This window comes from Paenibacillus sp. J31P316, assembly GCF_056269105.1.
Window position 1 is genome coordinate 495,245 of sequence record NZ_JBWDNI010000002.1, and the last position, 14,227, is coordinate 509,471.

Annotated in this window: 11 protein-coding genes; 1 reads left to right on the top strand and 10 read right to left on the bottom strand. The window is 56.2% G+C overall.

Annotation, left to right across the window (positions count from 1 at the left end):
* Window positions 1–147: 147 nt before the first annotated feature.
* The 3 genes from AC0YNU_RS07615 to AC0YNU_RS07625 all read right to left on the bottom strand — a co-directional run bounded on the left by AC0YNU_RS07615 (window position 148) and on the right by AC0YNU_RS07625 (window position 5,104).
* Window positions 148–2,316: a glycoside hydrolase family 31 protein gene (locus tag AC0YNU_RS07615; protein WP_475754879.1), complete on the bottom strand. Its 2,169-nt coding sequence runs from the start codon at window positions 2,314–2,316 to the stop codon at window positions 148–150.
* Window positions 2,317–2,461: 145 nt separating this feature from the next.
* A complete protein-coding gene (locus tag AC0YNU_RS07620; RefSeq protein WP_475754881.1) occupies window positions 2,462–3,544 on the bottom strand; it encodes a Gfo/Idh/MocA family protein in 1,083 nt (360 codons plus the stop codon).
* A gap of 174 nt (window positions 3,545–3,718) precedes the next feature.
* Window positions 3,719–5,104: an MFS transporter gene (locus AC0YNU_RS07625; RefSeq protein ID WP_475754883.1), complete on the bottom strand. Its 1,386-nt coding sequence runs from the start codon at window positions 5,102–5,104 to the stop codon at window positions 3,719–3,721.
* 151 nt (window positions 5,105–5,255) lie between these two features.
* Between AC0YNU_RS07625 and AC0YNU_RS07630 the strand changes: the two genes are divergently transcribed.
* Window positions 5,256–6,101 carry a helix-turn-helix transcriptional regulator gene (locus AC0YNU_RS07630; protein WP_475754885.1) on the top strand — a complete coding sequence of 282 codons (846 nt, stop codon included), beginning with the start codon at window positions 5,256–5,258 and terminating at the stop codon, window positions 6,099–6,101.
* Window positions 6,102–6,178: 77 nt separating this feature from the next.
* Here the strand turns inward: AC0YNU_RS07630 and AC0YNU_RS07635 are convergent, their stop codons facing one another.
* The 7 genes from AC0YNU_RS07635 to AC0YNU_RS07665 all read right to left on the bottom strand — a co-directional run bounded on the left by AC0YNU_RS07635 (window position 6,179) and on the right by AC0YNU_RS07665 (window position 14,204).
* A complete protein-coding gene (locus AC0YNU_RS07635) occupies window positions 6,179–7,273 on the bottom strand; it encodes a Ger(x)C family spore germination protein (protein ID WP_475754887.1) in 1,095 nt (364 codons plus the stop codon).
* A complete protein-coding gene (locus AC0YNU_RS07640) occupies window positions 7,270–8,367 on the bottom strand; it encodes a GerAB/ArcD/ProY family transporter (protein WP_475754889.1) in 1,098 nt (365 codons plus the stop codon). Before AC0YNU_RS07640 ends, AC0YNU_RS07635 begins: the two co-directional genes overlap by 4 nt.
* 7 nt (window positions 8,368–8,374) lie before the next feature.
* Window positions 8,375–9,697, bottom strand: coding sequence for a spore germination protein (locus AC0YNU_RS07645; protein ID WP_475754891.1), 1,323 nt, complete (start codon window positions 9,695–9,697; stop codon window positions 8,375–8,377).
* Window positions 9,698–9,862: 165 nt separating this feature from the next.
* Window positions 9,863–10,780, bottom strand: a complete 918-nt coding sequence (locus AC0YNU_RS07650) for a L,D-transpeptidase family protein (RefSeq protein ID WP_475754893.1) — start codon at window positions 10,778–10,780, stop codon at window positions 9,863–9,865.
* Between the two features lie 110 nt (window positions 10,781–10,890).
* Window positions 10,891–11,796: a carbohydrate ABC transporter permease gene (locus AC0YNU_RS07655; protein WP_475754895.1), complete on the bottom strand. Its 906-nt coding sequence runs from the start codon at window positions 11,794–11,796 to the stop codon at window positions 10,891–10,893.
* A gap of 1 nt (window position 11,797) precedes the next feature.
* A complete protein-coding gene (locus tag AC0YNU_RS07660; RefSeq protein WP_475754897.1) occupies window positions 11,798–12,676 on the bottom strand; it encodes a carbohydrate ABC transporter permease in 879 nt (292 codons plus the stop codon).
* A gap of 169 nt (window positions 12,677–12,845) precedes the next feature.
* A complete protein-coding gene (locus AC0YNU_RS07665) occupies window positions 12,846–14,204 on the bottom strand; it encodes an ABC transporter substrate-binding protein (RefSeq protein ID WP_475754899.1) in 1,359 nt (452 codons plus the stop codon).
* Between the last annotated feature and the right edge of the window lie 23 nt (window positions 14,205–14,227).

Consider the following 14,227-nt stretch of genomic DNA (forward strand, 5'->3'; position numbering starts at 1 on the left):
GATTTGCCTGCCTTCCCGATTCCAGCATATTCCATCGTTGTCCAGTAGACAAGCCATGTCATGAACGAAGGAAAAGACGACATCAGGAGCGAACGATTCGAATGCCGTGATCGACTTGGTTGCCGAGGTTTCGCCTATAGCTGGCGCTTACGCTCGGGAAGGACCCGTCTCGACGACCCAACGGTTGATATTGAATGTCCGTCCTTCGTAATCCCCTTTCCGTTCCGAAATTCCTTGCGAGCCATCCCACCCAAGGACGACCCGGTTGAAGGCTCCCTGCTCGAACGCTCCGCTCACTCCGTCGTCCTCGAACAGCTCGAACCGGGCTGCGCGATCGCCGAAGACATGCACCGTAACGTCAAATACCGTATCCGGCTGAATCGACATGACAGGCTCCGCCAGCGGCAGCAGGGTGTTTTCCTTGACGAACAGCGGGAACGTATCCAGATCGGCCGCGAATTCGTAGGCTTGTCCGCCTTCGTACCGCTGCTTGGTCCAATAGCAGTACCAGCCTCCCTTGGGCAGTCGCACGGTCCTGCTTGTTTCGCCGGCAAGCAATGGAGCGGCCAACAAATGATCGCCGACCATGAATGCGTCATCTACGGCATGGAGCGATAGATCCGAAGGATCCTCGGTGACGAGCGCCCGGAACGGCGGGGTGCCGTCGAAGCGGTACCGCGCGAACGCCGCGTATAGGTAAGGAATGAGGCGCATCCGAAAACGGAACCACTCGCGGCATTTGTCGGCGAGCCAACCGCCGTCATCCAGCAGAATGCCCTCGTTGTTCAGCGCGATATCGAATTGACGCCACGGCGGATTGTGGATCATCCATGCGTTCACGAGTGCCTGCGGCGACAGAACGACGGTCTGGAGACGTCTGATCAGATCCTCCGCCGATTCGCATTGTCTGACTTCGGGGGACCATAGCAGGCCGCTGAATCCCATGTTGACCATGCCGCGGACGAAATCCCGATGGTCGTACAGATCGCTGTAGAGCACGAACGGATAAGGAGCCGCCAAAGCATGGGAGCTCCGCGTCTGCCCGTACGTGCGGACGCCGGACGCGCTGAAGCTGTCCGCGATGGTCCGCTGGTATAGGAGTCCGAACAGGCTGTGCATCTGTTCCCCGTCGAGCCCGGACGGAAAATGGCTCGTCTCGGGGAACGACCACGGCGTAGGGATATAATCCGAATGATCGCATTCGTCCAGCTTGAATCCGGCGATCCCCTGCGATACGAGCCGCTCGGCATGATCGGCTGCGAACAGCTGCCTGGCTTCGGCGGCGGCAAAGTCCGGAACGACGCCTCCCCATACCTCCGTATCCCCCGAATACGGGAACAGCCCATCGTAAATCGGCGAAGTCGGGTGCGTGAACGCATGCTCCCACAAATTGACGCGGAAGCCGAGCTCGCCGAACGCTTCCAGCGTCTTCCGCGGCTGCGGGAAACGTCCTTCGTCCCACGTATAGGAGCAGGAATAGGCATGGCTTTGCCAGCCGGGCTCCAGACCGAACACGTCGCACGGCATGCCGTCCTCGCGAATCGCGTTCGCGACCTGCAGCACCTCTGCGGCGTCCGCACCCGTGTAAGCCCGGTACCAGACGCCCAGCCCCCAGAGCGGTGGCAGGCAACCGCCGCCCGCGAACAGATTGTACCTCCGAATCGCATCCAGCATGGCGGGACCGGCGAAAACATAAATATCTACGCCTGCCGCGACTGGCACCTCCGCGACCATGTCGCGCTGATCCGCTTCCTTGCGAACACCGTACAGCGATTCCGTCGTATCCCGCGGCTGCGCCGCTTCCGCAGACGGCCCGGACGGTAAGCGGGAAGCGCCGCGAGGCAGATGCGTGCCGAAATAAAACGACGCATAGCGTGCGGTGTCCACGAGTATGCCGTAGCCGGCGGTCGAGACATAGAACGGAACGGGCGCATGCGAATCGCCCGTATCCGCGACCGGATCGCTGTTGACGCGGAGTTGTTTTTTGAGGCCGCGCTGGTCGAATGATTTGAGCTGCAGCCCCAAGCCGTAGATGCGCTCCTCCGTCTGCAGCGGGTGCCGGACGGTAACGCCCCGGCTCGTAAGCCTCCATTGGAACTCAGCAGGGCCGGTCGGTAACTCGGGCTGCTCGCCGAGACGTTCCATGGCCTGCGCAAGCGGCGACTTCTCCTTGTAGGTCATCGGCGTGAGCGCCTCGGGGTTCCCTAGACGCAGACGCCAGACGCCAGGCGCGACGCGCTCCGGCGCTCCTGCTGCCGTCCATTCGGATCTCTCTTGGCCGGCTCGTTCGCCGGGCATCGGTTGTTGATGCTGCATGGGTCCATTCTCCGTTCGCTTTTGGAATGTGTGCTTCATGCGCTCCGCAGCGCGATCATATCGCGATTATAGTAAAGAAGCTGCCTCTTGTACGAGGCAGCTTCGTTGTCTAAATCCGTTCCAATGCCAACTTACCGGCATGACGTTAGTATGGCAGCTCGACCGATACCTCGCGGCGGGATTCCGCGGAGCGAAGCACGCCGTCGATAATCGCTTGCTGAATGAGAATTTGATCGCCGGGGATCGGAGCTGGACGGCCATCGCGGACCGCTTCGGCAAAATCATGGACCTTCTGATCGAACAGGTTCAATTTATGCTCGATCGTCGGAATCGGCGTTGCCGTGTTGGCGCCGAATTCGTCATGGAACAACGTAATGGAGCCGACCGATCCGTCCCACACGCCAGACCACGGTCCGATTCCAGCCGGCGTTACCTTCAGACCTGCGTCCGTGCCGAGGAACATCGTCGCGCCGAGCGTATCCATGTGCATGGCCCAGGAAATCTTGAATTGCAGCACGAGATCGTTCTCGAAGCGCACCATCGCTACGCCGAAATCTTCCACCTCGAACTTGCTTGCTTCCGGATGGTAGATCGTATTGGAGCCGAAATGATTCGATGTGAATGCCGAGACCGTAAGCGGCCGCGGATAGCCAAGCGTGTTCAGTGCCATGTCCAGCGAGTAGCAGCCGATATCCGCCATCGCGCCGGCGCCTGCAAGCTTCTTGCTGATGAACGTACCGCCCGGCATGCCGCGGCGGCGTCCGCCTCCCGTCTCGACGTAATACACGTTGCCGAGGCGTCCGGACTGCACGATCGTTTGCAGCAGCTTCATGTTCGGGTCATAACGCGGCTGGAAGCCCAGCGTCAGCATCTTCCCGCTCTCTTTCGCCGCCTCCGTCATCTCGATGCCTTCTTGAAGCGTGACGGACATCGGCTTCTCCAAGAGCACGTTCTTGCCCGCACGCAGCGCGTCTACGGTCGTAATATGGTGAGAAACGTTCGGCGTGCAGATGCTCACGCCGTCCAGCTCCAGCTTCAGCAGCTCGTTGTGGCTATCGAAGGATTGGGCCTCCGTCAAGCCTTCCGTTTCGGCGAATGTCGCCGCCTTGCCCGGAATGACGTCCGCGACGCCGACGATCTCGACGTACGGCAATTTTTTGTAGGCGGAAATATGCGCTTTGGCAATACCTCCGGTTCCGATGATTCCGATTCGCAGCTTGTTGCTCATTGTCGTATCCCTCTCTCTATGAAAGTGTCGAATATAGGCTTGGATAAACATAGCTTCACAGATTGACGATAGCACATCGGCGGAAGAATGGTAACTTCAATTTGATGTCACCTTTCATACGAGTTTGCGACAGAGGGAACGACCATGGGTGAAACAGTCTAAGGATCGTCGGGGTTAACCGGCGCGATGCTTTTCTCTAATGAATACGAATGAGAGCAGGCCGCCGCCGATTAATACACCTGTCATCGCGAGAAGCGCTGCGTGCATCCCCGCGGCGAATTCCGCGCGGCCGGTTAACATCATGCTCGCCAGCGCGACGCCGATCGTCGCGCCAAGCTGCCTGCTGGCGTTTAACGCGCCGCTCGCCGCGCCGGCAGCTTCCTTGGCCGCGGATGATAGGACGGCTGTCATCAGGGAAGGAATCGTCAGCGAGATGCCGAAGCCGATCAGGAGCAAACCGATGATCGCGATCGCTCCTTCCGCCTGCTTATCCAGCGTCAACAAGGAGGCCGTGCCTGCGGCCGTCAAGATAAAACCGACGGTCATCGGGATTCGCGGCCCGATTCTCCCCACGATTCGTCCCGTCAAAATGGGGTTGAATGCAAGCGGAAGCATCATCGGCAGAAGCCAAAGCCCGGCGGCTCCAGCAGATAATTCACGCGTTTGCTGCGCATGCAAGGGCAGCATGAACAATAGTCCGGCTAGCGCTAGATTGATTGCCATTCCCGCGGCCATCCCTCCCGAGACGGCCGGCTTCCGAAACATTCGAAGCGGCAGCATCGGCGCTCTTCCTCTCGATTGCGCGCGGATAAACAAATATCCGCTCAGCACTGCCGCGCAGACAGCCCCAAGTATCAGAGGAGAAAACCACCCGTAAGTCTCTCCTTCCATGAGAACGAACGACACCGCCGCAATCGCCGCAAACGCCGTCACTTGACCTGCCAAGTCGAAGCCCTGCCCCGGATTGCGGCTTGTTTCGCCGACATGCCGTGCCGTGACAAGCAGCCCCGCGAGCGCGAGCGGGACTTGCAGCAGGAAGATGCTGCGCCAGCCGGCAGCATCCACGAGCAAGCCGCCGACTACGGGCCCGGCCGCCATCGCCGCTCCCGTCGACGCCGCCCAGATCCCCATCGCTCTGGCACGTTCGGCCCTTCCCGTGAACGCATGCGCCAGCAGCGTCAACGACGCGGGCATGAGAACCGCCCCGCCGACGCCAAGCGCGGCGCGGCAGGCGATCAGCACGCCGATCGTCGGTGCGGCAGCCGACAGTCCGGACGCGGCGAGAAATATGAGCAAGCCGCCGAGATAAATGCGCTTCGCTCCCCATTTGTCCGCCAAAGCTCCCATGCCCAATAACAACCCGGCAAACACGATCGTATACGTGTTCACCACCCATTCCAAGCCTTCCATCCCGCCGCCCAAATCGTCTTGAATCGCGGGCAAGGCGATATTCACTACCGTCGTATCCATGAGTACCATGAAATAGCCCAGCGCTAGCCCCAGCATAAGCAGCGGCTTCGATTGACGGCTTGGCGTCTCCATCGCGATCCCTTGTTGCATGATGTCCATCCTCCCAATCTCGTATTTCCTACACCTCTCCTGCTTGCGTTGAAAGTGTATAATGAAACGACAAAGGGAAGTAGATGACGGCTTATCCTAGGAGTGCCGCTCCTAGGGTCGGGCATGGAACGGAAGGCAGGTGCGAAGACGAGTGGAACCATCGGGTCATGAAAGAAGGCAGGAGCTCGCGCAGTTTCTGCGAACAAGACGAGCCCGCATGCAGCCGGAACAAGCCGGTCTATTAAACGGCGGCCGGAGGCGAACGCCGGGACTGCGGCGCGGGGAAGTCGCGCTGCTTGCCGGCGTCAGCGCGGATTGGTATACGTGGCTGGAACAAGCAAGGAACATCCAGGTGTCCGCGCAAGTATTGGACAGCCTCGCGGCGGCTTTGCAGCTGAATAGCGATGAACGGAAACATCTCTACTTGCTGGCCTTGCAACAGCTGCCGGCCGAACAGCGGCCTGCATCCTTCGCTATCAGCACCGGCCTGCAGCGCTTCTTGGATCTGCAGGGTACCAGCCCTGCTTACGTAATGGATCCCCGGCTGAATGTCGTCGGTTGGAACAAGGCGGCTGCGATGATTTACGGCGATTACGAAACGATGTCCGAGCGGGAACGCAACAGCCTGTGGCGAACGTTCACCTCTCCGTACGTCCGCCGAATGCTGCATAATAATTGGGAATCGCATGCCAGGCACCGCTTGGCCACGTTCCGATCCCATTACGCCAACGATCCGGGGGATCCCTGGTGGACGGCGATGATTGGCGAGCTAAACGCCATCAGTCCGGAATTTCAAGCCTGGTGGCCGCAGCATGATGTCCTGAGCGGACCCGAAGGCAAGAAGATCAATCATCATCCGCTTGCCGGCCGTCTCGTCTTCGACCAGCTGTCGTTTATCGTATCCGATGCGCCGCATCTGACGATGACGATCAACATGCCCGACAATGATACCGACACGGCTTCACGCGTAGGAAAACTGCTGTCCGGGGACTATTAAAGTCCTCATCGCGTGTCATCGCGTCTTAGGTCTTATAGGACTTGCCGCCACCACGCTGCACACGCCGGTTCCGATCATCATTTAATGCCGCCAGAGCTCTTAATCCGGATCTGCACCTTCGTATCAAAGCTTATCTTCGGATAGATCGCTTCCCACGTCTTCCAATCCTTCTCCCGTTGATAGCGCGTCGCTCGATACCGTAATCCGAATCCGACGGGATCGACGCCCAGCGACTGCAGCTTTTGCAGGACATGCGTGTAGCGCGCCTGCGATTGCTGTTCGGCAAGCCGTTCATAATAGGACCAGGGTTGATTGTACAACGATTCGGTCGATTCTTCGGACTGGCCGACGATGCGAACGCGCAAATTCAATGCCGGGGCGGACGGATCGATTTTGTACGTGTACTTAAATTGTTGAACGGTGATGGCATATTGAAGGCTATTCGATTTCGTCTCGATATCGAAATTTTGGAAGTTCGTCGTCAGCGCGTTAAAGATTCTCGTTTCTTCCGGAGTTAATATCGCCCTCAGCTGTTTCTTGTCGAACACGGCGACGCGATCGATCAAATAGGATCTGTCCATCGGACGGATGACCGGCAAATACGGATCGATCCCCTTCTCCGTTACCCTGCGGTGAAAATCGAATAAATATTCGGTCGCAATATACGAAGACTCCGTGCCGTCCTGGTCGAAGCTTAAGAACAAGCTGTCGCCCGGAAAACGCTCGGAGTCGGTTTTTACGTTCAGAACGTCTTCGGCGGTAGGGTCTCCTAACGCCATATAGGCGGCACTTTGAATGTCCCTTCTGCGCAAAAACCAATCCAGCGTCCCTTTCTGGAGGATTTCCGCGCTCATCGCTTTGCCGATGACGATAATTTTCGCCTGCGAGAAGTCGAGCTCTTTATCCACCTTGGATTTCATATGACGGACCGCTTCCGTGATCGTGCTCGCGTCATCGCTGACGAGCTGGTACGCGTTGGTCTTGCCGGGCTGGATTTTCGTGAACGGAATGGCCAGCTTCAAGGTCACGTGATAGGGTTTGTTCTCGTTATCGGACTTATCGATGCCGATGGCCATGACGAAGAAGCGCCGGTCGATATCCTTGAACCCGCATCCCGGCAGCCATGCCAGCGACGCAATCAGCAATCCTTTCCATATCCAGGCCCGCTTCACTGCTTTATCCTCCGTTTGCTCCAAATAAACACGATCAAGACGAACGCCGCATCGAACGGCAAATGAATGATCATCCAAAACGAGGCTGCCTTGAACAGCATGATTTCATCGAATCGACTGCCGGCTATGACGGTGCAAATTCCGATGACCAGGCAGATGGCGAGGCTGGGGAGCTTCGATCGCCAAGTGTCGGCTTGCGGCTTGTATTTCCGAAAACAGCTGCTGATCGTCTGCGAACCCAAATGCCAGGTGATCATGGTGAAGAGATACGTCATCATGAGCAGAATGAGCAGATAGATCGAAATGACCCGTTCGATAAACACGTATTTCATGCGAACCGCGTCGATTGTCGAGACCCATGTATAGATATAATCATCGATGCCGTCCGTCCCCAAGTAACCGATCGGAATAAAGAAGGACGCGAGCATAAGTCCCAAACCGAGCAGTGGGAACAACCATAAGAACCGGATCCCCTTCCCGTCCTTGAATTCGCGGTTGAATATGGCAAGCCCGATATAGCCCGCGAAGGTAAACGATGAAGCCGATATCGATTTCCAGGAAGGCGTCATCCACGAATAGTCGATCATCGCTTTGACGGCGTCGTAATTCATGTTCTTGTTGAAAATACTGTGAATCAGCAAAAGGATCAGGAGCGGCACGCTCAGGAAAAAAATGATCTCCAAGCTGAACAGCACCGTCTTCGTCGCCTGCAAGGCACCGAAGCAGGTGACGACCACGAACAAGCTGAGGAGGATGTAGATGGCCATATCCGGATTCAAGTACTTGGATATGATAAACGTGCAGTGGATCCATATGAGACAGCCGGATAGCATCGTCACCAGCCCGAATAGCAGCATTAACGGGATCGCGATTGCCTTGGGCAGGAACATCGCCGCGATTTCCGGCAGCCCTTTGCCTTTGAATTTCTGCATGGACTGGGTAAAAACAACCATCAAGAAACATCCGATCACGGGGCCGACGAAGAGCGACATGATCGCGCCGTCGAATCGCTCGTCGATCAGCACGCGAGGAATGAACAAGATCGTATGGACCAGCATGGAAACGCACATCAAGTAGAAAAAGTAGCGCGACAATTGCCTCTCACCTGCTTTTTTTGGCTTCCCCGATAAACAGCTTCAAATACGGACGACCAAAGCTCCGCAAGCTCGTCGCATAGACAATGAAACAGAAAATGCCTGTCACGACGCCGACCAATCCGAAATACATCGCGCAGATCACGAGCGGGAATTTGATGAGCCGCATCGAATAGCTCATCGTATTGATCGGGATGACGAAGTTCGAGACGGCGACGGAAGAAGCAATGATGATCATAATGCTGCTGACCAGTCCGGCTTCCTGTGCCGCTTGACCCAGAATCAGACCGCCGACCGTCGTCGCCGTCGAACCGATATGCTTGGGCAGCCGAATGCTGGCCTCCGTCAACGCTTCCGTCATGAACAACATGAAGAACACTTCATAGAAGGATGCATAGGGCACGGCGGCGCGGCTCCCCGCGATTTCAATCGCGAGCTGCGTCTGGAAAAACTCCGGATTGTACGAAACCGCCGCCACGTATAAGGCCGGCAGCGTCGTCGTAATGAATACGGCCATGTAACGGAGAATCAATAACGGCCTCGTCAGCCAAGGCGATTGATACACGTCGTCCATGGAGACCATGAAATCGTAAAAGACCGCGGGCAAATTAATCGAAAACGGCGTGCCGTTCAGAAGAAGGATGACCTTACCTTTGCTGAGGCTCAGAGCCGTCCGATCGGGCCGGTCCGTGACCAACGCCGTCGGGAAAAATTCGAATCGGCTCGTCAGCAGCATCTGGACTTGATTCGAAGCCTGCACGACCGCCGCGTCGATTTGAGATAGACGCTTGTCAAGATCAAGCAGAATTTCGGGGTCTACCTTCGATTTGTCATATAGAATCGCTAATTGCGTGCGGCTTTCCGTTCCGATTTCCGTGTATTCCACGTTCAAATTTTTGGAGGGATACCGGGTTCGAATGATTTGCACGTTCTGCTCGAGCTCTTCCGAGAAGGCGTTCTGCGGCCCTTGAATAATGCTTTCGGACGAAGTCTCCGCCGGCTTGGCGAGGGCGGGCTTCCTGGCTTCGATCGCGCAGATCGAATCCGGAAGCACGACGAGCGCATAACCATGAAGCAGCTTCTCGGCCGTTTGTTGGCTGCTCTTGATTCGTTCGAATCCGGCGACCAGAGTCAGCTTGTCGTCGAATTCCGATATATCGCCGCTGGAGTCGAAAGCCTGCATGATCGACGATTGAATATATTGCTTATCGCACAGCGACGACAAATAAATCAGCTGCGCGCTATCTTTATCGAGGTTCAGCGCTCGGCACACGAGATCGCTGGAATGTTCCAGTCCAGGGACAGCGGTTTGAAGATGGAAAGATTTCATGAGAACATCCATCCTTGTCGGTCATTTGCCTATAGTCGTTCCCTATTCTTGCTAATTCCATCCATTTCCATCGTCTCCGATCCCTTGGCAGCATATCGCCACATGCGCAAAAAGCCCGGGATGGGATCCCGGACTTCAGCTCGACAATCATTCATTTTCATGCGTTTACCGGTCGATTCGGATTTCCTTCGCTTTGCCGTCCCATTCCACGCGATACCCGATCAGCTCAGAAATCGCCCGTAACGGCAGCATGACCGTATTCGCCATGATTCTGGAGGCTGTCATCGTCAGTAATGATCCATTGACAATCACTTCGCTCGTCAAAGGCGTGTGCGTAATCGTTCGGTCGCCGATCACGGCCGTGACCGTCTTGGCCGCTGCGTTCCACTGTACCTTCGCGCCCAGCATTTCGAAGACGTCTCGCATGGGAATGAACACTTGCGCGTCGGCGAGGATCAGCGGATGAACGGGCGTCATCGTCTCACCGTTCAGCACTAATTTACCTGCGTACGGCTGCACGACCGGATACGCATTATCCTCTGCAATCTTGACCATCGAAAGCGCCGACGTCGTGATGATGACTTTCGCGCCAAGCTCGATCTGCGGGAAGAGCCAGTGAATCTCCTCGTTTTTCATGCGGATGCAGCCGGCGCTCACGTACTTTCCGATGGAGGAAGCGTTATTATTGCCATGGATCGCATAGGTCGTTCCGTAAGTCCCGTTCACTTCGAGCCCTAACCAGCGATCGCCCAGCGGATTGCGGGGATCGCCTCCGGGAATTTTTTCTTTGTAATACGGTCTGTTCTTGATCTTGTTCACGATGGTGAAGCTTCCCTCGGGCGTCAAAGTACGGTTCCTGCCAGTGGCGACGGAGAACGTCTTGATGAGTTCCCCATTTACGAAGAACGCCAATTGATTCGTTTTCTTATTTATGATGAGCAGCTCGTTTTTGCTTGTCTCGGCGCTTGCGAGAGGAAGCGAGATAACACTCCAAGCTAGCAAGAGAACGATCGATAGAATACCCGCTTTTCTGCTGTATCGTTTCAGGACCGGACAACCTCCCCTTCTTATATTGATAGCCATCAAATCAATATATGAGGAGATGTCCCGCTGTCATGACTCCGATTTCATATTGAGTGCCTCTAGGAGCTTCGCTCCTTGCCTTTCTTGGATGAAAACCCAATGACAAATGACTACCCCTTGACCGCGCCGGCAGTCATGCCTTGGATCATGAAGCGCTGGAAGACGATGCCGATGAACAGCGTCGGAATCGCCAGCAGCACACCGGTCGCCATGATCGCGCCCCAGTCGAATGTTCGCAGGCCCATATATTCCATGACGGCGAGCGGCGCGGTCTTGATGTTCTTCCCCGTCAGAATGAGCGAGAAGAAGAAGTCGTTATAGCTGAACAGGAACGTCATGATCGCCGTTGCCGCAAGGCCGGGAGCGGCAATCGGGAGAATGACCCTTATGAACGCGGAATACCAGCTGCAGCCGTCGATCAGGGCCGACTCGTCCAGCGCCTTCGGGATTTGGGCGAAGAAGCCGAGCAGCAGCCAGATTTGGAACGGGAGCGCAAACGTCGTGATCGCGATAACCATGATGAAATACGAATCGAGCAGCTCCAATTTCCTGGCGATAATATAGAGCGGAAGGCCAAGTACGATGGCCGGAATCATCCTTGAAATCAGAATCAAAGTTGAAAGCGTGTTGGCGCCTACGAGACGAAATCTCGTTAGTGCATAGGAGCTCGTTGCGCTGCAGAACAAGGTTAGCAGCGTAGTCAGGATCGCAATGACGGCGCTGTTGAGAAACGACTTGAGAAAGCTGGGATTGCTCAGCACGGTCGCGAAATTGTCCAGCACCGGCGTAAAGAGCAGCTTCGGCGGCAGCGACATCGCCTCGGAGTTCGACTTGAAAGCCGTCACCACCATCCAGAAGCTCGGCAGCAGCAGGAATAGAAGCGCCACTGCAACAAGCAGCGAGAACAGCAGCGACTCCGCCTTATTTGTTCTGCGAATGCCCGTGAATTGCATACCCGCTTTACCTATATGCGTACGAGGCCTCCCCCGCGCTTCGCCGGTCATCATCTCGCTCATATCAGATTCTCAACTCCTCGTTCGTCCGGTTCATTTCGCGGATCAGCAGCGATCCGACGAGCAGAATGATCGCGACGATGATAAGCGCCAAAGCGGAGCCTTTGCCGATATCGAATGCGTTGAAGGCAAGCTCGTAGTCAAGGAACTGAACCGTCCGCGTCACGTTGGCAGGCCCACCTTTGGTCAACACGTAGATGTTGTCGAAGATGCGTATCGTGTCCATGATTCGGATAATCAGCACCACCAGCAGCACCGGCTTGATGGATGGCAGCGTAACATGCCAGAAAATCTGCCACCGGTTCGCCCCGTCCACTTGCGCCGATTCCACAGGATCCTGCGGCACTGCCTGAAGCGCGGCATACATGACAAGGAAGACGAACGGAATCGTGCTCCAAATATCGACCAGCGCCACGGAGAGCAATGCCGTGCTCGTATCCGAGAACCAACCCGGCCCCTCGATGCCGAACCAGCTGAGCATATAATTGACGATGCCGAACGTTGGCTCGAGCAGAAATTTCCAGGACAAGTAGACCGCGACCGGTGCGATCATCATGGGGGTCAGAACGAGCGCCTGTATCGGTCGTTTCCCCCGAAACGGCCGGTTAAGCAGCAGCGCCAGTCCCAAACCAAGCAAAATCCCGGTCGGCGCCGAGAGAAGGACGAATTTCAGCGTGACCATGATCGATTCGCGGAACTGGTCATTGGCCAGCATGCTGCTAAAGTTATCGAAGCCGATGAAATCTTGTCCCGCTTGCGGCTTCATCAGATTCCAGCGAAACATACTCGTCCAGATGACGTAGCCGATCGGAAACACGAAGATGCAGATAAACAATAGCAAGGTAGGTGCCAGAAACACGTAGGGAGCTGCATTTTTTCGCATGGCCCTCTCCTTTCGTTTCGTCTGAACAAGGGGAAGCCGAGCGGCAGTAAAGCCGTTCGGCTCCAGCTGTCAACAACTAGCCGTCTTACTTGCGATCTTACTTGCCGTCTTACTTGCGGTCTTACTTGCGATCTTACTTACTGCCATACTTACTGTCAGACTAGCGGTCTTACTTGTCGTAATAGCCCGCATCCTTGAGAATGCCTTCCACCGTCTTTTGGACGGCATCCAGCGTTTCCTTGGCCGGCTTGCCAGCGACGATCGAGTTGATCGCATTGCCCACCTGCGTGTTGATCTGCGCCGATTCTGCGAAGGAAGGACGTTCTTGCGCCGTATCGAGCACGTCGGCAGAGGCGCCGAGCGTCGGATTGAGCTTGCGCAGCTCCGGATCGCCGTTGATGGACTTGCTTGCCGTTGATGTTTGTTTGGCGATCTCCTTCATCGTCTCCGGCTTGGTGAAGGCATGGATGAATTCATACGCCGCATCCTTGTTCTTGACGTTGGACGTGACCGCGATTCCCCATGCTCCGAAGCGCGGAACCGCCTTCCCGCTTGGTCCGGCAGGCACGGGTGCTACCGCGAACTTGTCGTAGATCTTGCTCTTGGTCTTATCGGTGAAGGTGCTGAGATAGCCGGGCCACATGATCGTAGCGGCCACGTTGCCTGAATTGAAAGCGGCGACCGTCTCTTCGTTCTGCCAGGTCGCCACTCCTTTAGGCGCCGTTTCTTTGAGAATCTTGGCGAACAGCTCCGCGGAACTGACCGCTTCCGGCGTATTCAGCAGCGGCTTCATATCCTTGTCGTAATACGTTCCGCCGTGCGACCAGAAGAAATAACTCCAGAAGCTCGAGGATCCTTCATCCGGTCCGCCCGGATAGGCCATTCCGTAAATGCCGTCCTTCGTCAGCTTCTTCGCCGTATCGTACATTTCATCCAAGGTTTTGGGCGGCTGCAGGCCTGCTGCATCATAGAGGTCCTTCCGGTAGAAATACACCATCGCCTCGGCGGAGAACGGAGCCATATACCATTTGCCGTCCACCTTGCCGTAGTTTTTGACGGACTCATAATAATCGTTCTCGTCATAGCCGAATTTCGAGAAGAAGTCGTCCATCGGCAGCGCTGCCTTCGAGTTCGCCCACAGCACGGTATAGTTGCCGGGGAGAAACACGACGTCGTAATCTCCGCCCTGGCTTGTCATGGCGAGCTTCTGCTTCCCGTCATAGGTCACCCAATCGTAAAACTCCGTTTCCAGCTTGATCCCCTTGGCTTCGAGCTCGGGTGCGATCGACTTGATGATATCCTCCGTGAAACCCGAGCTGCCCAGGATGCGAAGCGTAACGGGTTTGCTGTTCGTCGGCGCAGAATCCGCGTTGTCCGCTCCGTCGGTGCTCGCAGCATTGCCGTCCGAATTCGCCCCGCCGTTGCTGGCGCCGTCGTTGTTATTGCCGCCGTTACCGCAAGCGCTTGCAAGAAGCATGGCGAGAATCGGCAGCATCGAGAATAGGAGCTTCTTTTTACTGGTTATCAAACAGAATCCCCCCAAAGTTGATT